This window comes from Paenibacillus amylolyticus (genome assembly GCF_036894225.1).
Taxonomy (GTDB): Bacteria; Bacillota; Bacilli; order Paenibacillales; family Paenibacillaceae; genus Paenibacillus; species Paenibacillus amylolyticus.
This window is the reverse complement of sequence record NZ_CP145892.1, coordinates 4,622,718-4,641,912: the sequence shown is the minus strand read 5'-3', so window position 1 is coordinate 4,641,912 and position 19,195 is coordinate 4,622,718. Positions and strand designations below refer to the sequence as shown.

15 protein-coding genes are annotated in these 19,195 nt (G+C 47.2%); 10 read left to right on the top strand and 5 right to left on the bottom strand.

Translation table 11 applies throughout. The features are described 5' to 3' along the window. Positions 1–261 precede the first annotated feature (261 nt). Complete coding sequence (locus tag V6668_RS20605) at positions 262–771, top strand: shikimate kinase (protein WP_036614703.1); 510 nt, start codon at positions 262–264, stop codon at positions 769–771. Positions 772–907: 136 nt separating this feature from the next. Here the strand turns inward: V6668_RS20605 and V6668_RS20600 are convergent, their stop codons facing one another. Next, positions 908–1,213, bottom strand: coding sequence for a rhodanese-like domain-containing protein (locus V6668_RS20600; RefSeq protein WP_017687407.1), 306 nt, complete (start codon positions 1,211–1,213; stop codon positions 908–910). Positions 1,214–1,319: 106 nt separating this feature from the next. Here V6668_RS20600 and aroA point away from each other — a divergent pair, with 106 nt between their 5' ends. The 4 genes from aroA to ptsP all read left to right on the top strand — a co-directional run bounded on the left by aroA (position 1,320) and on the right by ptsP (position 6,943). After that, positions 1,320–2,615: a 3-phosphoshikimate 1-carboxyvinyltransferase gene (gene aroA, locus V6668_RS20595; RefSeq protein WP_338706558.1), complete on the top strand. Its 1,296-nt coding sequence runs from the start codon at positions 1,320–1,322 to the stop codon at positions 2,613–2,615. Positions 2,616–2,674: 59 nt separating this feature from the next. Further along, entirely contained in the window at positions 2,675–3,109 is a 435-nt protein-coding gene (locus tag V6668_RS20590) for a CoA-binding protein (RefSeq protein WP_338706557.1), read from the top strand. Positions 3,110–3,305: 196 nt separating this feature from the next. Further along, positions 3,306–5,186 carry a glucose PTS transporter subunit IIA gene (locus tag V6668_RS20585; protein WP_036674872.1) on the top strand — a complete coding sequence of 627 codons (1,881 nt, stop codon included), beginning with the start codon at positions 3,306–3,308 and terminating at the stop codon, positions 5,184–5,186. Then, on the top strand, positions 5,183–6,943 hold the full coding sequence (ptsP, locus tag V6668_RS20580; RefSeq protein WP_036674873.1) for a phosphoenolpyruvate--protein phosphotransferase: 1,761 nt from the start codon (positions 5,183–5,185) through the stop codon (positions 6,941–6,943). Before V6668_RS20585 ends, ptsP begins: the two co-directional genes overlap by 4 nt. 120 nt (positions 6,944–7,063) lie before the next feature. Here ptsP and V6668_RS20575 read toward each other — a convergent pair whose 3' ends face one another. Continuing rightward, positions 7,064–7,588 (bottom strand): type 1 glutamine amidotransferase domain-containing protein, encoded by a 525-nt coding sequence (locus tag V6668_RS20575; protein WP_338706556.1) that lies wholly within the window; start codon positions 7,586–7,588, stop codon positions 7,064–7,066. A gap of 276 nt (positions 7,589–7,864) precedes the next feature. Here V6668_RS20575 and V6668_RS20570 point away from each other — a divergent pair, with 276 nt between their 5' ends. The 4 genes from V6668_RS20570 (at position 7,865) to V6668_RS20555 (ending at position 10,672) form a co-directional block, all read left to right on the top strand. Next, complete coding sequence (locus V6668_RS20570) at positions 7,865–8,278, top strand: hypothetical protein (protein ID WP_338706555.1); 414 nt, start codon at positions 7,865–7,867, stop codon at positions 8,276–8,278. A 122-nt stretch (positions 8,279–8,400) separates the two neighbouring features. After that, positions 8,401–8,748 carry a bacillithiol system redox-active protein YtxJ gene (gene ytxJ, locus V6668_RS20565; protein WP_036674876.1) on the top strand — a complete coding sequence of 116 codons (348 nt, stop codon included), beginning with the start codon at positions 8,401–8,403 and terminating at the stop codon, positions 8,746–8,748. 92 nt (positions 8,749–8,840) lie between these two features. After that, positions 8,841–9,854 (top strand): catabolite control protein A, encoded by a 1,014-nt coding sequence (ccpA, locus tag V6668_RS20560; protein ID WP_036674877.1) that lies wholly within the window; start codon positions 8,841–8,843, stop codon positions 9,852–9,854. A 122-nt stretch (positions 9,855–9,976) separates the two neighbouring features. Continuing rightward, the gene (locus V6668_RS20555) at positions 9,977–10,672 is read left to right on the top strand and encodes a 5'-methylthioadenosine/adenosylhomocysteine nucleosidase (protein ID WP_338706554.1); all 696 of its coding nucleotides are present in this window, start codon (positions 9,977–9,979) and stop codon (positions 10,670–10,672) included. Positions 10,673–10,808: 136 nt separating this feature from the next. Here V6668_RS20555 and V6668_RS20550 read toward each other — a convergent pair whose 3' ends face one another. Next, the gene (locus tag V6668_RS20550; RefSeq protein WP_338706553.1) at positions 10,809–11,441 is read right to left on the bottom strand and encodes a GNAT family N-acetyltransferase; all 633 of its coding nucleotides are present in this window, start codon (positions 11,439–11,441) and stop codon (positions 10,809–10,811) included. Between the two features lie 296 nt (positions 11,442–11,737). Here V6668_RS20550 and acsA point away from each other — a divergent pair, with 296 nt between their 5' ends. Continuing rightward, entirely contained in the window at positions 11,738–13,462 is a 1,725-nt protein-coding gene (gene acsA, locus V6668_RS20545) for an acetate--CoA ligase (RefSeq protein ID WP_338706552.1), read from the top strand. A gap of 247 nt (positions 13,463–13,709) precedes the next feature. Here acsA and V6668_RS20540 read toward each other — a convergent pair whose 3' ends face one another. After that, on the bottom strand, positions 13,710–16,805 hold the full coding sequence (locus V6668_RS20540; protein WP_338706551.1) for a transglycosylase domain-containing protein: 3,096 nt from the start codon (positions 16,803–16,805) through the stop codon (positions 13,710–13,712). A gap of 228 nt (positions 16,806–17,033) precedes the next feature. Further along, positions 17,034–19,139 (bottom strand): methyl-accepting chemotaxis protein, encoded by a 2,106-nt coding sequence (locus V6668_RS20535; protein WP_338706550.1) that lies wholly within the window; start codon positions 19,137–19,139, stop codon positions 17,034–17,036. Positions 19,140–19,195 lie beyond the last annotated feature (56 nt).

Here is a 19,195-nt window from a genome sequence, read left to right as displayed (position 1 = left end):
GCCTCTTTTTTACTGTAAATAGGCTCATTGGAGTTCGTTAGTTTGCTGGGATGGTTACTGATTGAGATGTTTGGAGGCTCAAAACTGCTTGAGGGTGATCTGACGTAGGCTTAGATGCCGGGAGTTACTTAATCTGTCTTGGAAGTACTTGCGGATGGTCGAAAGGAAGTCAGTGAGGAGATGGTCTTTCCCAGTCCGCAGGGCTGTGTTATGATAGGACAAAAGTGCTCACGAATTGCTTGAATTAAAGGAGTGTACACCTTGAGCAAGTCTAACAATATTATTCTCATCGGCATGATGGGAACTGGCAAATCAACCGTCGCTGACATGCTTGCACGCGAGCTTGGTTATCGATTGATTGATGTAGACGCCGCGGTGGAAAAAGAGGAAGGCTGTACGATTCCGGAATTGTTCACTGGCAAGGGAGAGACGTATTTCCGTGATGCCGAGAGCCGCATGTTATGCTCGGTGCTGGAGAAGAAGTCACAGGTCATAGCGACTGGAGGTGGCGTGGTGCTGCGTTCGGATAATTGTGACGTGATGTTGAAAAATGGTTGGGTTGTTGCCTTGACTGCTGATCCGGCAGTGATTGTAGAACGTGTTAGTGGCTGTGACAATCGTCCACTCCTCGCAGGCAATGCAGAGGAACGCATTCAGGCAATTATGGAAGAACGGAAAGACGCATATCGGTTCGCACATTATACGGTGGATACAACCGAGTTATCCGCTGCTGAAGTGACTCGTTTAATTTTAGCGCATTACCGCGTCTAAGCTTGTTATCATCGAAGTTTGATGGTTGATAGGTGGTGGCAGATATAACAAAACGGGCCATATAGGCCCGTTTCTAGAAGTGGAGCAGAGCAGAAGTCACAAGGTTACAAATGACTTTGCTTCTCTCCGGGTTTCTCTAGTCTTCCTGTTGCCACTGAAGCATACCGCCGACCATGTTTGTACAGCCTTCATATCCCAGTTGCTGCAGATATTCACAAGCACGCTCACTGCGGTAACCGCTACGACAGATGATCACGATCTCGCCTGATTTCTCAATCTCAGACAGTCGGTCCGGAATCTGTCCAAGCGGAATATGCTTGGCTCCTTCGATCATGCCTTGCGCGACTTCATCGTCCTCGCGGACGTCTATCATCTGCAGCTTCTCTCCCGCCTGTAAACGGCGGCGCAGCTCAGACGTTTCAATTTCAGCTATTTGTGTCATATTCAGGTCCTCTTTTCTGTATGGACTTAACGCCTATAATGATACCCAAGCGATGCACGGAATGTCAATTTGGCCACAATATAATCAATGAAGGAGAATTTCATCCATGGACGTTATTGTTAAACCAACCCCCACGCTGAACGGGGAAATCGGGGCTCTGTCCTCCAAAAACTACACGACTCGCTATTTGCTGGCTGCTGCACTGGCAGAAGGCACAAGTACCATCCATTTCCCGGCACACAGTGAAGACAGTGACGCCATGCGCAGATGTATTCGCGATCTGGGGGCAGTGCTTGAAGAAGACGACAGCAAGATTGTGATCCAGGGTTTTGGCAGTCATCCCCGTGATGTGCGTGAATTGAATGTAGGGAATGCAGGTGCTGTACTTCGTTTCCTGATGGGCGTTACAGCGCTCTGCCCTGAAGTAACTTTTGTGAATACGTACCCGGATTCTTTGGGCAAACGTCCACATGATGACCTGATCGATGCGCTTGGTCAATTGGGTGTAGATGTACAGCACGAACAAGGACGCTTGCCAATTACAATCAAGGGTGGCAATGCCAAGGGTGGACACATTCGTGTATCCGGCTCCGTCAGTTCCCAATATCTGAGTGCATTGTTGTTTGTTACGCCGTTGCTTGCAGAAGACAGCACCATCGAAGTACTGAATGACCTGAAGTCCAAGGTCGTTATCGGACAGACCCTGGAAGTGCTGGAGCAGGCAGGTATCGTTATCCATGCAAGTGATGATTATATGTCCTTCCGTGTACCAGGTGGACAGGCTTACCAACCAACGACCTACACAGTTCAAGGGGATTATCCCGGCTCAGCAGCGGTTCTTGCCGCAGCAGCGGTTACACAGTCTGATGTGAAAATTCTGCGCCTGATGGAGCAGAGCAAACAGGGTGAACGTGCCATCGTTGACGTGCTGCGCTTGATGGAAGTGCCATTGACACATGAGAACGATGTTGTACATGTTCAAGGTAATGGCAGACTGAAAGCGATCGAATTCGACGGGGATGCCGCGACGGACGCCGTTTTGGCTATGGTAGCCGCAGCTGTGTTTGCGGAAGGCACGTCACGGTTCTATAATGTAGAGAACCTGCGTTACAAGGAATGTGACCGAATCACCGATTATTTGAACGAACTGCGGAAGGCAGGAGCAAACGTTGAAGAGCGTCAAGCTGAGATTATCGTACATGGACGTCCAGAAGGCGTTGAAGGCGGCGTTGAGATTAACGCTCACTACGATCATCGCGTAATTATGGCGCTCACTGTCGTTGGCCTGCGTTCCAAGGAACCACTTCGTATTCGGGATGCACACCATGTAGCCAAGTCTTATCCGCAATATTTCGATCATTTGCAGGCGCTTGGCGCCTCGGTTCAATGGGTAAAAGAGTAAATAACTGAAAACCTGTTTTTTGAACACGCACTTTAATCAGAAAAGGATGGTGCTTGAACATGGAATTTAACAACCCTACTCGTGAAGAAATTGGACAACTTTTGCGCAAGGCAGGCAACATCGCAGTCGTCGGCTTATCAGACAAATCAGATCGCACTTCCTATATGGTGGCAGAAGCCATGCAGAGCAGAGGCTATCGCATCATCCCGGTTAATCCACAGGTGCAAGGTGAAATCCTGGGCGAGACGGTATATGCCACACTCGCGGATATTCCAGAGCCGGTAGACATTGTCAATGTGTTTCGTCGCGAAGAGTTTTGCGAGGATGTCGCTCGTGACGCCGCTGCCATCAAAGCAAATGTACTGTGGCTGCAGCTTGGCATCCATAGTGATGAAGCGGTCCAGATTGCTGCAGAGAACGGCATGACAGCGGTAACGAATCGTTGTATCAAGGTAGAGGATTCCATCGTTCTGCGCGGCGCTGGACGCGGCTGAGAGGCTCGTTCACCTGTGATCGAATGATCTCCTGATCTGAACCAATTGAATGATTATAGGATGAATCCCGTTAACTTGAAGTTGACGGGATTTTTTCTGTTCCATTTTTGCCGTATTAATTACCAATTGGTTACTGTTTTGCTTTGACAAAACGTTGCGTAAAGCTTACCATCTAGGATAGAAAGGAGAGGTCGCCATGAATTGGCTCGGATCCTTGCAGCAGCTCGGACGAGCGGTAATGCTGCCTACAATGGTCCTGCCCGCCGCCGCAATTTTGCTCAGTGTTGGCAGTCTGCCTTGGGACGCCTGGGGATTGGATATTGTCGGTGAAGTGTCTACCGTGGCCGGACACGGTATTTTTTATTTCTTACCGTATCTGTTCGCTGTCGGTGTAGCACTGGGACTCTCCAACCAGGCCGGACAAGCGGGACTTGCTGCTCTGGCTGGTATCGTGATATATGATCAGGTGACTCGGAACTTCGGGGATGGCACCGTTCAGCCCGCTTCCTTAATCGGAATCATACTCGGCGCGCTTGCCGGTGGGATGCATAATCGGTTTAAAAGCATTAAACTGCCTGAAATTTTACAATTTTTTGGAGGTTCAAGGTTTGTTTTGCTCATTGTTGGACTCTGTTCGGCATTGTTCTCCTGTTTTATGTTATGGCTCGCTCCGATCCTACAGCATGGATTGAACGGCATTGCTACCTGGGAATACAGTCTCGGGGGTTTTGGACTATTCATCTACGGAGTGTTATACAGGGTGCTGGTTGCTTTTGGGCTTCATCACCTGCTTAACAATGTGTTTTGGTTCCAGTTAGGGACGTTTGAAACGCCTGATGGTAACATTGTGCAAGGGGATTTGCCCCGATTTTTTGCAGGTGATCCAACAGCAGGATTCTTTATGGCGGGTTTGTTTCCCATCATGATGTTTGCCATTCCGGCAATAGCCTTTGCTATTATTCAGGAAGCCAGGGAAGATCTGAAACCAAAAATCAAGAAAACTTTTCTGACATCGGCACTCGTTTGTTTTCTAACCGGGGTATCGGAACAGATTGAGTTTGCTTTTTTGTTCGCGGCACCATATCTGTTCATCGTGCATGCAGTGATGTCCGGCGTTGCCATGTGGATTAGTTACTGGCTTGATATCCGGCATGGATTTTCTTACTCCGCAGGTATTATTGATTACATACTCAATTTCCATCTATCGGAGAATGCTTGGAAGCTCATTCCGATTGGCATACTATATGGGCTGGTTTACTACTTTCTGTTCCGATGGGCGATTCGTACGTTCAAGATTCCAACACCAGGACGTGAAGAGGGCTCCATGCTGGAAGATTGGGTAGGTAACATTCCTTATCAGGCACCTTTAATCCTCGAAGCATTGGGTGGGAAGAGTAACATTGTACAGGTTGAAGCTTGTATTACACGTCTTCGCCTGACTGTGCATGATGACCGTCTGATCGACACGGGTGCCATGAAGAGTATGGGGTCCGCTGGACTGATCAAGCTGGGTGGCGGTAACGTACAGGTGGTATTCGGGACCTACTCGGAATTGATTCGGGAAGAAATCGCGAAGCTGCTGGAAAGAGATCTGCAACAGGTTCTGTTCTGTGCCCCTGTTCAGGGCAAAATGCTCCCGATTGAAGAGGTGCCGGATCAGATCTTTGCAGCCAAACTTGTCGGTGATGGTGTAGCCTTTGTTCCGGAAAAGGGAGAGCTGGTCTCACCCGTGTACGGAACGATTATGCACTTGTACCCGACCATGCATGCCTTGGGTATATCTACCCGTGAGGGGCTTGAAGTGTTACTGCATATCGGCATCGATACCTCTCAGTTGAAAGGCCATTTTGAAGCTTTTGTTCAGGAGGGCGATACGGTGGAGCCAGGGCAGTTGTTGATCAAGTTTGATCTGGCAGTACTCCGCGAGCAAGCGGCGTCACTGACAACACCAATGGTAATTACGAATCCAGATCGTGTAAAATCATGGAGTTTTGCTCCATTTAAGCAAGTTAAGAAAGGTCAGGCATCCGTTATGTCCGTGGTGCTCTATGACAGGAACGTTGGAGGGGTAGAATGAAGATACAAGGCATCAACGGAGCTGCAGGCATAGCCATCGGCAAAGCATTTGTCCTGCCCAGTTGGGAATGGGATCTGCCGGATCAGAAGATGGATTCGGTGGATCTCGCCCAAGAGTTCGAACGGCTGTATGAGGGCATACGGACATCTAAGGATGAGATTGAATATATCAAAAATGAGTTCAAGGAAGTTGTTGGTCCAGAGGAGTCCAGTATCTTTGATGCACATCTGGCAATCCTCGAAGATCCGGTATTCATGAACGAAATTCGCGGTATTATTGAGCGTCAATATAAGGCAGCAGAAGTGGCGGTCAAAGAAGCCATTGACCACTTTGTCACGATGTTTGACTTGCTGGAAGACGAGTATATGAAAGAGCGGGCCATTGACATCAAGGATGTGGGTAACCGGCTGCTCAAGCATTTGCTCGGTGCACCGGAGATTACACTTCCTTCGGATACCCAGCCGTATGTACTCGTTGCCAAAGAACTGTCGCCATCTCAACTGGCGCATCTGAATCCCACCCATGTATTAGGCATTGTGACCTTGATTGGAGGGAAAACATCACATTCCGCGATTATGGCTCGTGCCCTTGGCATTCCTCTCGTTTCCGGTCTGGAAGCGAGTCTTGGCATGCCGGTAGAGACAGGGGATATGCTTGTGGTGGATGGTGACAATGGCTTGGTATTTACGGACCCGGATCGCAAGACGATTGAACGGTATACCATGCTTCGCAGCAAACAACTGAAGAAAAAGGAACAACTTCAAGTCCTTGCTACCGTGGATGCCGTAACCAAAGATGGGGCCGTTTTGCACTTGGCTTCCAATATCAGTTCGGTGAAGGAATTGGACCTTGCTTTGAAACAAGGAGCCAAGGGTGTGGGCTTGTTCCGAACAGAGTTTTTGTATATGGACCGTGCTACGTTCCCGGGTGAGCAAGAACAGTATGAGGTGTACCGTCTTGTGGCAGAGAAAACAGCAGGACAATCTGTTGTTATTCGTACACTGGATATCGGTGGTGACAAACAACTCGATTACTTTGAATTGCCGGAGGAAGACAATCCGTTTCTGGGTTACCGTGCCATTCGGATTAGTCTCGACCGCAAGGATCTGTTCAAAACACAGCTTACAGCCATTCTGCGTGCCAGTGCGGCCGGAAATGTCAAAATTATGTACCCTATGATCTCTTCGGTGGAAGAACTTCAGCAGGCCAATGAGATTCTTCGTGAGGCGATGTCCGATCTGGACGAGCGGGGATTATCATACGACCCTCACATTCAGGTGGGAATTATGATTGAAGTTCCTGCAGCGGTGATGATTGCTGATCTGCTCGCAGAGGAAGCTGATTTCTTCAGCATTGGTACGAACGACCTGGTTCAATATGTACTGGCAGTAGATCGAATGAATGAGCAGATTGCTCACATGTATCACCCCTATCATCCAGCTGTTCTGCGGATGCTTCGTGCGACAGCAGATGCGGCTCATACGGCTGGAATTGATGTCAGTGTGTGCGGAGAGATGGCAGGGGACGAACGTGCTATTCCGCTTTGGTTGGAGCTTGGCATTCGCCACTTGAGTATGTCTCCACAATCCTTGTTACGTGTGAAGCACAGAGTGCTGAACACAACAGCATCGACCGCCAAAGAAGAAGCGCGAAAGTGCTTCGCCTTACGGACCAGCGGAGATATTGAGGAGCGACTACAAGTCTTTAATGACTCCACGGGAAGTCCAGATGAACAAAGTGGTTCGAACGCATCGTAATTAGGGAAACTGGATATAAATACCTTTAAGTTAATATATTTACATTTGTGATAATTATTTGTTGGAGTACTTGTTATATAAAATAACCCCACTGTGCATGAGAGCACAATGGGGTTATTTTTACTTGTCAGCGAGTGCATCACAGAATGCCTTGCCATAAGGGGGAAGGTCAGGCGGACGACGAGCTGAGATGATATGTCCATCAACAACAACCGCTTCATCTTTCCAGATAGCACCTGCATTTTCCATGTCATCCCGAATGCCTGGTGTAGAGGTTACTGTAACTCCGTCCAGAATTTTGGCAGAAATCAGCACCCAGCCCGCATGACAGATCTGTCCAATCGGTTTTCGGTCTACATTCATTTCCTTTACAAGCTCCAGTACTTTGGGATAACGACGCAGCTTGTCTGGCGCCCAGCCGCCTGGCACGAGAATGCCATCGTAATCTGAACTATCGAGTTCATCGAAACTGTATTCGGCTTCAGCAGGCACACCATATTTGCCAATATAGGTTTTTCCTTTTTTCTCTCCAGCAAGATGCACTTCTGCACCTTCTTCACGAACCCGATGCACAGGGTACCACAATTCCAAATCCTCGAATTCTTCATCGACCAGAGCGATGACTTTTTTACCGGTTAATCTCATGTCCATCTCTCCTTTTTGCGTTGATTAGGTCTGTTGCGTCTTTAATTGTAACAGATTCTCCAAGGGACTTCATGGAAGTGCATATTCAGTTTGGAGGAAGCGATTACAAGTCAGTAACTGCCTGCATTCGACAACCTTCATCTGGAGGGAGTGGTAATTTGTGCAACCTTTCGTTTATAGCAGGATTTGAGCCGAAATAGGTCGAATGGTACTTATATAGAGTATAGAACGAATGAGGTGATGGTGGTGCGCAAGTCGTGCAGATGTGGACATGTAATGGAGTTGGAATTAAGAACAGTGGTGTACGCCAAAAAAGTGGAGATTCGAAACGTACCCGTATTTGCGTGTACAGACTGTGTATCATATGAAGTGCTTCCGCCGGTCAAGCCGGACTTAACAGAATGCATTAACACATTGGGTGAACAGCCCGTGAAGCAAGACGTATCTTTTGGTGAACGTAATGAACTGGCAGACCTGTTTCATGAGTTACTGCTGGCCTGGCCGGATGCGACCGATCGGGAGATGGAACATCGTATGCAGCAAGCAGTGGAGGAGCGTATCAATCTGCTGCTGGACATTATGGGTTACGCAACGAAGTCTGGTGATGCAGCGTGGATTGAGACCACGGAGCGTAGATTAAGTCAATTATCCGGATTTGTGTGGCAGGAGTACTTCTCAAATGTTGTCTAATTTTGACGTGTAAAATGCTTGTTTTCATGAAAATTGGCTTTTTCGCTCACTTTTTGTTAAGATATCGAAGAGTGAAAACGCTCAACATAGCGGTATTCCTGGTAAAGGGGGATGTATATCTAATGGCTGACATGACTAAAATGACAAGTATTGAACAGCTAAACTCCGCAGTGGAGGCTACCAAGGATCAACCCTTGCTTCTGTTTAAGCATAGCACGCGCTGTCCGATCAGCTCGAACGCTTATCAGGAGATGAACGATTATTTGCTTAACAATGCCAATGAACAAGTGAAATATGGCATCATCTATGTTGTGGAAGATCGCCCGGTATCCAATGAAGCAGCAGACAAGCTGGGTGTTAAGCACGAATCTCCACAGGCGATCCTGATTAAAAAGGGAATTCCTGTATGGCATACTTCCCATTCAGATATTACTAGAACCACACTTACGAATGTTTTGAGTGAGTCCTAAAGCCTATTTTAATTGATTAATGCAAAAATTTGTCGTAATATAAATCTTAATGAAAATGGTATGAAAATTTACTGGTAATGGAGAGAAGTACTGTGACGGTAACCATTTATGATGTGGCACGTGAAGCTGGAGTGTCTATGGCAACGGTATCACGGGTAGTTAATAATAACCCTAATGTCAAACCGCAAACGCGGAAAAAAGTATATGAAGCCATCGAGCGGTTGGGATATCGTCCGAATGCGGTAGCCAGAGGTCTGGCAAGCAAGAAGACAACCACGGTCGGGGTTGTTATTCCGGATATTTCGAACTCAACCTTCGCGGAGATTGCCCGCGGAATTGAAGATATTGCGAATATGTATCACTACAATATTATTTTGTGTAATGCAGACAAGAAGAAAGAAAAAGAAATTCGTGTTATTAACACGTTGCTCGAAAAACAAGTAGACGGACTGCTCTTCATGGGTGGAACAGTAACGGACGAACACATTCAGGCGTTCCAGTCTGCGGCTGTGCCGATTGTACTTTGTGCAACAAGTGATGAGAAGGGCACATTCCCTTCGGTGGATATTGACCATGAGTCGGCTGCGTTTGATGCGGTAAACACTCTGATTCGTCATGGACACAAGGAAATTGCGATGATCAGTGGTACACTGCAAGATCCGGCGAATGGATATGCCCGTTTCCAAGGATACAAAAAAGCACTGGAAGCAGCGGGGATTGAATACCAGGAGGATCTTGTTCGAATCGGTAACTATCGATATGAATCCGGTGTGGAAGCAATGAAATATTTCCTTGGACTCAAGAAAAAACCATCAGCTATCTTTGCTGCTACAGATGAAATGGCCATTGGTGCCATTCACAGCATTCAGGATGACGGTCTGAAAGTACCGGATGACTTCTCCATTATTAGTGTGGATAACATCCGTATGGCTTCCATGGTGCGTCCTCAGTTGACAACAGTGGCTCAGCCAATGTACGACCTTGGCGCAGTAGCGATGCGTTTGCTGACCAAGTTGATGAAGAAAGAAAATGTGGAGAACCCACGGGTTATTTTGCCGCATGAAACGATTCTTCGTCTGTCTGTAAGTCATGCAGATGTAGTTTAATCGGGAATATATACAGTAAGGGAGAAGTCATTATTCTCTCTACATAGTGGATATGCGAAAGCTCCGGAGACGGAGCTTTTGTGCTGAATTAGTTTAAAAATGAAAACAGGGGGTATCAGAAGATGCGTGAAACGATTGGTATTATCGGAGCGATGGATGAGGAAGTCGAGCTTTTGCTGGCAGGTATGAAGCAGCTTGAGACGGTCAAACAAACCGGCATTACATACGTTGCGGGCGAGTGGCTGGGCAAGCATATTGTCGTGTGCAAATCCGGCGTAGGTAAAGTAAATGCAGCGGTTACAACGCAGATCTTGATTGATCGTTTTCAAGTTAATCGCATTATCTTCACAGGTGTTGCGGGTGCAGTTAACCCGGAGTTGAACATTGGAGATATGGTTATATCGTCTGTATGTGTTCAGCACGACATGGATGTAACGCCACTGGGGTTTGCACGCGGGGTTATTCCTTACCAGGAGACATCGGCCTTCCCTGCCGAGGCTTCGCTTATTACACTGGCTGAAGAAGCGTGTAAAGCACAGGGAGCCAATTACCTGATCGGTAAAGTGTTATCTGGAGATCAATTTATTGCAAATAAAGATACGGTTAACATGTTATATACCGAAATGGACGGTGCATGTGCGGAGATGGAAGGGGCTGCAGTTGCTCAGGTCTGTTACATGAATCGTGTACCATTTGTTGTCCTGCGTGGGATGTCTGATAAAGCGGATGGTTCGGCGCATGTTAACTTTGCTGAATTTACTGTGGAATCTTCGCAGCGTTCACATCGTATTGTGGAGCATATGTTAGAAAATATGTAATGACATAAGCTTATATTGCAATACCCATCCGAAATCCATGAAAAACCGCCTTCGATTAGCTGTTCCATGAGGTATGGAGCAACGCTGCGAGAGGCGGTTTTTGTTATGTATATCGTTTTTCGAACAGATCATTGAATTAGTACATGAACCGATGGCGGAAGCGTACACGATCAAACTGTTCTTCCGATGTGATGGGCACCTGACTTCCGATACGTACCATCAAACAGTTCGCAGGATGTGAACAGATTTCGGGGTCGTCTGTTGCATACCAGGTCATGTCGATCGTTTCCATCAGCCTCTCCATCATTTTGCGATAATCCCATACGTTTAGTCCGCTGCCCTTCAGATCCCAATGCCAATAATATTCTGTGGTGAAAATAATGTAGTTCTCCATGTATTTATCTTCCAAAGCGGTAAGTAACATCTCACGTCCAATGCCAAGCGAGCGATAGTCGTCCGCAACCTCGATTGCCCCAAGCTCTATCAGATCAGTCATATTGCCCTCGGACCAGCGTTCACAATCATCCGCATAGTGAAAGGTTACATAGCCGATAATCGTTTCATTTTCATGTGCAATGATAATTCGCCCTTCAGGTAGTGCTGCGATCTCGGCCAGAGCTTCTTGCTGCTCCGTTGGGCGCCGAAAGGCATCCAGATCCGGATGGAAGGTAAGACGGGTTATCTCCTCGGCCTGCACGGGGCCTTCAACAGTAATTCGGTGGCCGGACTTGAAGATGGAACGCATATGATGTTCTTTGATATGTTCCATGGTTCATGCTCCTCTCTTTCCTACTTATAGAGGTTGTTCCAAAAAGAACGCTATAGCAAAAATCCAAAAAATCGAAAAGCCATAGACGACAATTGAAAAGTTTTGCTATAATTGCGTAGACAAAAAATGTTCACAATTCAATACAGTATAGTTAACATCTGTTTGGCCGAGCAAGTACATGATGAGAAGTTCTCTCTACTAATGTAAGCGCTAACTGGAAGTTCAGTCAACACAAAGGCAATGAGAAGTGACCCCTAACGGGAATCGAAATGTCGAGTTGAAGGAGGCTGGCAAGCATGAGTCAAGCACATGGTGAGATGCTGCAAACGGTTGTGTCTGAATCTAATCTGGGCGATTACACGGAGGCGAGAAGCCGGTTCGATTGGGAATCGGTGGAAAGGCACTTTACGTGGCACGCCAGCGGAAAAGTAAACATGGCGCATGAAGCGATTGATCGTCATGTACTGGAAGGAAGGGGCGGAAAAACCGCTTTATTGTATAGCGATGCTTCACGTGAAGAGTCCTATACTTTCGCTGATCTGAGTGAACAGTCGAGTCGGTTCGGGAACGTTCTCCGCAAATATGGCATAGTCAAAGGGGAACGGGTGTTTATTTTTATGCCTCGAAGTCCTGAGCTGTATTTTAGTCTCCTGGGTATATTGAAAGCTGGAGCCATCGCGGGCCCGTTGTTCGAAGCTTTTATGGAAACGGCTGTGAAGGATCGGCTGGAGGATAGCGGAGCAGTAGCACTGGTAACCACTCCGGAATTACTGAAGCGCATCAAACGTTCCGAATTGCCCGAACTTAAACATATATTTATTGTGGGTGGGGGCGCGCAGACTGAAGAAGGACTCATCGATTTTGATGCAGAGATGTCTGCCGCTTCGGATGAGATGGAAGTAGAGTGGCTGAATCGTGAGGATGGTTTGCTTATTCATTATACCTCAGGCTCTACGGGTAAACCCAAAGGGGTGTACCATGTTCAAAATGCCATGATTCAGCACTATTATACAGGTAAGGTTGTTCTGGATTTACGTGAGGATGATGTGTACTGGTGCACTGCTGACCCTGGTTGGGTGACAGGCACCTCTTACGGTATCTTTGCTCCATGGCTCAACGGAGTGACCAATGTGATACGGGGTGGGCGTTTCAGCCCTCAAGATTGGTACAGCACCATCCAGAAGAACAAAGTCACGATCTGGTACAGTGCACCAACGGCCTTCCGTATGCTGATGGGAGCGGGAGAAGAGACCATTGCCCAGCATGATCTGAGCAGTCTGCGTCATGTCATGTCTGTCGGTGAACCGCTCAATCCGGAGGTAGTTCGTTGGGGGTGGAAAGCCTATGGTCAGCGAATTCATGATACATGGTGGATGACAGAAACAGGTGCACAGCTGATCTGTAACTATCCCGGAATGCCGATCAAGCCTGGCTCCATGGGACGTCCGTTACCTGGAATCGAAGCAGCGATTATTGATGATCGCGGGCAGGAATTGCCGCCGTACAGTATGGGTAATCTGGCCATACGGGCACCTTGGCCATCCATGATGGCGAAGATCTGGAATAACCCTGCGAAATACGAGGAGTATTTCAGGCTTACGGGCTGGTATGTATCCGGTGACTCCGCTTATATGGATGAAGAAGGATATTTCTGGTTCCAGGGACGGATTGATGATGTGATTAATTCGTCAGGCGAGCGTATCGGCCCCTTTGAGGTGGAGAGCAAGCTTGTGGAGCATCCTGCGGTAGCAGAGGCGGGTGTAATCGGTAAGCCGGATGTGACACGTGGGGAGATCATCAAGGCCTTTGTGGCGCTTCGTGAAGGATATGAGGCGACACCGGAGCTAAAAGAAGAGATCTATCGTTTTGTCAAAGAGGGCCTGTCTGCCCACGCTGCTCCGCGTGAGATTGAGTTTAAGGATAAACTGCCCAAGACACGTTCCGGCAAGATCATGCGGCGTGTCCTGAAAGCCTGGGAGCTTGATCTGCCAACAGGAGATCTATCCACCATTGAAGACTAACGCGACAGTGCTAGGATCATCAATGTGTCGGTATCGATGTCGATACAAATGCCTGTGGGGGAGAAGTTAATACTCTACGAAGCCAAATACGGTGACTCTACCCATTAAAATCGGTTGTAAAAGCCTGCTTTATGCCATTGGCATGAAGCAGGCTTTTTTAGCGGCTGCCTGCTGCACATGCAAATAAAAAGCCGCACCCTCAGATACAGTCTGAGGATGCGGCTTGTTTTGGAACGCTATGCCTGAATCAGGGTTGAAAATGTATGGCTGCAGAAGATTCGGATTCACCCGCACTGTTACTGGCAGATACCTTGAACCATCCACTGGTAGATGCGGGTACTCCATAATCCATGGTATTTCCCGCTGTTGTTCCAATTTTGGTGTAAGGAGCCGAGCCTGTTTCACTGTAATATACAGTATAACTATCTGCGCTTGGAGTTGACGCCCATTGTATACGCAGTCCTTGAGAGAGGGCAGATACGCTGACCTGACCAGGTGTGCCTGGGGCTGTCGTTGTTGTATTATCGGTCTGCGTTTCTCCCGGCGTAATGACTGTACCTGGAACTTCAATCGGTTCATCAATCTCTTCTTCCACAGGAGGAGCTACACCAGCACTATTTACTGTAGCGCTAGGAGCAGATTCTCTGCCGGCAACATCCACTGCCGTTACATAGAAGGCGAAGTTACCGCCTTGCGCTGCATATGCAGAGAATGATCTGGATTCACCGGTCAAGACAACCTGACCCTGGTTCTGGAATCCTCCACCGTTTACAGAACGGTACAGACGATAACCCACGACATCATTTTCAGGTGTGGCATTAAATGTAATGACAGCTCTGTCACCTGAGGTTGAGATGCGTAAGTTGCCTGGTGCATCAGGAGATTTGCCGTTATCTGTCCTTGGATCAATCTGTGTTGGCATGTCTGCACCAGCATCTTCAGGAAGATAATAAGCAAGTGACTCATGTCGACTCATACGTGAGAATGCATTTTGCAATTCTTTGATGAGATCCGAGATTGGTTTTTTACGCTTGATTACTGTTTTTTCCTTCAACATATCCGAAGGTGTTCCGTCACGCGGAATATAGTTTACACCATTGTAAGTAATGTACCTGGCTTTGGCTACACCATCATCGCTATCCTTCGGAACAAACTTGCTGTTGAAAATATCCGTAACAAATTTGTCAGTCATGGATGTTGGCAACTTGCCACTATATGCAGACACCGTGCGCGTTTCGATGCCAGACGGTTTTTTGAACGAATCCGTAACGAACAGATCTTTTTGCGTATCGATCACTTCGTTCAGGATTTTCGACCACAGTTGCTGCGCACGTTTTCTCTGTGATTTACTTTCCAGCGTATTCACGGGCTGTTTGTATCCGACCCACACGCCAAGTGTGACATCTGGTGTATAACCTTCAAACCACACATCTGCGTAGTTTTGAGTGGAACCCGTTTTACCTACGATTGGCACACTCTTGGAATATTTGTAATTTTCACGTACTTTATCTGCCGTTCCTTCTGTAATAACGGTCCGCAGCATATCGGTCATCAGGTATGCTGTCTGCTCCGAGAAGGCTTGGACAGGTTCAGTATCATGTTTATAAACGATGTTTCCTTTGGAATCTACAATTTTGCTAATCATGTAAGAATCGTTATATACACCATTATTGGCGATAGCACCATAGGCACTGGTTAATTCTTCAACGGTTACACCGTATTGGAGACCACCGAGAACACCGGTCTGAGCCTGATAGTCTTCCTTCTGAATGGTGGTAATCCCCAGTTTCTTGGCGAAGGTCCAAGCCTTCTCGATCCCTACTTCTTCATTAAACAACTTCAGAGCCGGTATATTGAGAGAATAATTCAGTGCTCTGCGGGCAGTGACGAGTCCCTGATACCGGTTGTTGGCATTCTTGGCAATGTGGTAGCCGCTCGGACCATTTTTGAGAATGATCGGTGAGTCATCAATAATTGAAGCTGGCTGAACAAGACCTTCATCTAGCGCAGGAAGATAAGCGGCTATAGGTTTCATCGTTGAACCTGGCTGGCGTATCATCTGCGTTGCGTAGTTCATCTGTTCATCCTGGAAATCCCGACCCTCAATCATGCCCAGAATAGCACCGGTTTTGTGATTAATCAGCATGGCAGCAGTTTGTTCTTTTCCTTTGACAGGATCATCTGCTGAGAAATTGCTGTCATCTTCCGCAATGGTACGCATCGTTTTGTAGATACTTTTGTTGATGGTCGTGTATATACGATATCCACCTGTCCGCAGTTGCGTCTGAGCTTCCTCCAATAATGCACTGCTTTCCTTCTGAGGTGTGGCTGCATCCGTAGCTTTGTCTGTAGATTCAGCTGTGTCGGAATTCAACTGTTTCATCAAAATCTGTGCAGCTTGTCGTTCCGTTTCCATCATAAGATATGGATAAGTGTTGTAAGCCTTGATGGTCTTCGGAGCGAGTGCGCTTTTGATATCAAAAGCTAGAGCTTCGTCATACTCTGACTGATTGATTTTGCCCAGTTCAAGCATACGGCGCAGTACCAGATGCTGACGGTTGATTGCGCGGTCAAAATTCTCCTCTACAAAATCACCTTTACCGTTAAAAGCGGAGTAAGAGGAAGGGAGTTGTGGCAATCCAGCAAGATAAGCAGCTTGAGCGATGTTGATTTTTTCCAGATCGTTAATATTGAACAATCCTTTGGCGGCCGCTTTGATTCCGTAAACGTTGTATCCGCTGGAACCATTACCAAAAGGAACTTTGTTCAGATAGGCTGTCATGATCTCGTCTTTGGTCAGGAAACGTTCGAGTCGGAGTGAGAGCAAAATTTCTTTCACTTTCCGATCTTCTGTGCGATCCAGATTCAAAAACACACGACGCGCCAATTGCTGAGTCAGTGTACTACCGCCGGTTTGTACTGATTCTTTCAGCACTTTCTGTTTCACGGCACGTAGGGTTCCGCTCATGTCTACACCTTTATGTTCGTAAAAATGATTGTCTTCAATTGAAACGACAGCATCAATAACCTTTTGTGGGATCTGGTCCGTAGTGACCGGACGCCTGTCTTCTTCCGTACGTAATTGACCGATCGGACTGCCGTCGGCAAAGTAAGCAAAGCCTGTGATGGAGTTTTCGCTGACTTTTTGTTCAATCAGGGCCCTTGAACGGACAGGCTCGTCTTTCACAATGGAACTGACGTATCCCATCAAAGCACCGCCTACAAATAGTGCCCCCATAAATCCAAGGACAACCATCCATTTGACGAAACTTCCCAGTCTGCGGGCAAAGCTGCGTTTGCGTACAGGCTGTTCATCGGGCTTTTTCTTATTAACATCAACCATTCAGTGTCTTCCTCCTTTTAACAGCACTTATTATAGCATAAAAAGGCGGCTTTGCATGCCTGAGAAATACAAGTAATGGTCGAAATTTGCCATTCTGCCATGCATTATGCTATATATCATGCGATATTGAAGCACATTTCATGAGTTGTAAGCCAAAATAAGCAGGCCACCTCCATGCTGAGGTGCATAGGGTGGCCTGAATGATGTGTCGTATTGGAGGTTTCTACATTAGGTTTTGAATCGTTGAATCAGCTCTAATAGTTCCTGGGTAAGATTAGCCAGTGAGGCAGATGCCGCCGTAATCTCTTCCATGGATGCGAGTTGTTCTTCAGAGGCAGAGGCAACACGCGTTGCGTGATCTGCTGTCTCATGACCAATGGTTTTGAGTTGCACTAACGTGGCATCAACCTGTTGTGATCCAGCTGACATCTGCTGCGCAATGGCTGAGACATGCTCAATCTGCTCATTAACATCTGTAATCTGTGATGAAATGGAGAGGAATAGTTCACCACTTTCATGGATCACTTCCGCTATATGGCTCACCTCGGCATTCCCCTGTTCCATATTTTCAACGAGAGAAAGGACCTCTTGCTGAACGTTATGAATCAACGCTGCAATCTGCGCTGCTGATATTCTGGATTGTTCAGCCAGATTACGAATCTCGGAAGCAACAACACCGAACCCGCGCCCGTGTTCACCTGCTCGTGATGCTTCAATGGAAGCGTTAAGGGCAAGTAGATTGGTTTGACGGCTAACTTCCGTGATCATGCCTGTAATATGGCCAATCTCTTCCGAACGTTGGCGGAAATTCTCCAGTGCGGTCATCGACGTCTGCACAGAAGAAGTGGCACTATCGACCATACGCATAGCGGACTGAATCTTATCAGTTCCGATGGTTGTTCGTTCGGCCACAGTTCGCGATGAATCGGATACATCGGAGGCGGCCTTTGCAATTCTTCCGATCCCTGCAGATATTTCATTCATGGAACGGGAGGACTCTTGCAGCTCCTGCACCTGTTTACCTGCTTTATCTGCAAGTTCGACTCCTGTTAATGCAATCAGTTCGGCTGCTTTACCTGTTTCTTCGGCACCTGCGGTCAACTGTTGAGAGGTGGAGCCGACAGATAAAGCATGTTCGGATATAACCGATATGGTATGACGCAGGGTATCCATCATCTGATTCATATGACCCGCCATGATGCCAAATTCATCTTTGGATCGTACAGGTAACTTTTGTGTCAAATCTCCGCCAGCCAGCTGTCCAGCGACGATATTAACTTGATTCAACTGTCTAACAATGGAGACGATGGTGTAGGTAACCACACCTGCAAGCAGAAGTACTGCCAGTGCGGCAATCAGTATGGACCAGTTCAAGCTGTCATAGAAGGGTTGAAGGATATGGCTCTTTGGCAGCGCCGATACAAGGTACCAGTTTGAATCTGTTCCTTGTAACCTGGCAGGCTCGGCAATAAATAGTTCTTCCCCTACTTCAGGGTCTGTAGCGTAAAACTGAGACTCGCCAGACTGTATACGCTGAATGACTGTCTTCATTTCAGATGGAATTACGGCTCCTTCATTAGCCAGTTCCGGTTTGGAGCCGTGTGCAGCAATCTGTCCTTCACTAGTAATAAGCATGGCATAACCCTGATCCGGATTAAGTGATGCTATGTTTTGCTGAAAACGATCAATGGTAAAGTCGGCCCCAACAATGCCTAGAAAATTTTTGTTTTCATCTAATAGAGGGAGGACAATCGAAACGAGCAGTGTTTCTTTTCCGCCAACCGTGTAGGTAACAGGTTCGGACCAATAGATGGATTTGGTTTTCTTTGGCTGCTGATAGTAAGTACTAGTTTCACCGCTTCCCTCATAAGTAGGCATAGGCTCAAAATGCAGGGAGTTGCCATCACGTATAACGTATGGAACGAATCGACCCGTAGCATCATCATATTCTTTTTTGTTGATGTGCTCCGCATCGTTTCCATCAAAGGCATTTGGTTCCCAGCCCGTATAAAAGCCAAAAACTTTCTCGTCCTTCTTCAGATATTGTTCAAGGAGTCTGACGACTTCTTCACGGTTGAGTGATCCGTTCTGAGCTGCATCCAATAACGTGGTACTCATGGTGTCCAACGTGTTTTTCACCTGATTAATGTCAGTCATAAACTCATTCGTAGCCCGGTTTGCTGCCTGTCCAGCAACGGTTTCGCCGTACTGGAGGCTTTTGTCGTAAATGGATTTGGTATTAAATGCAATCAGGGCTCCAATACAACAGAGTAATACGATCCCGAGTAAAAGTCCAAGCTTAACAGCGAGCTTGCGATTGCGAAAAAAATGCATGTTTTAATCCCCCTCGATGTCATTCTTGTGATGTATATATGGATGTGTGCTTCTCC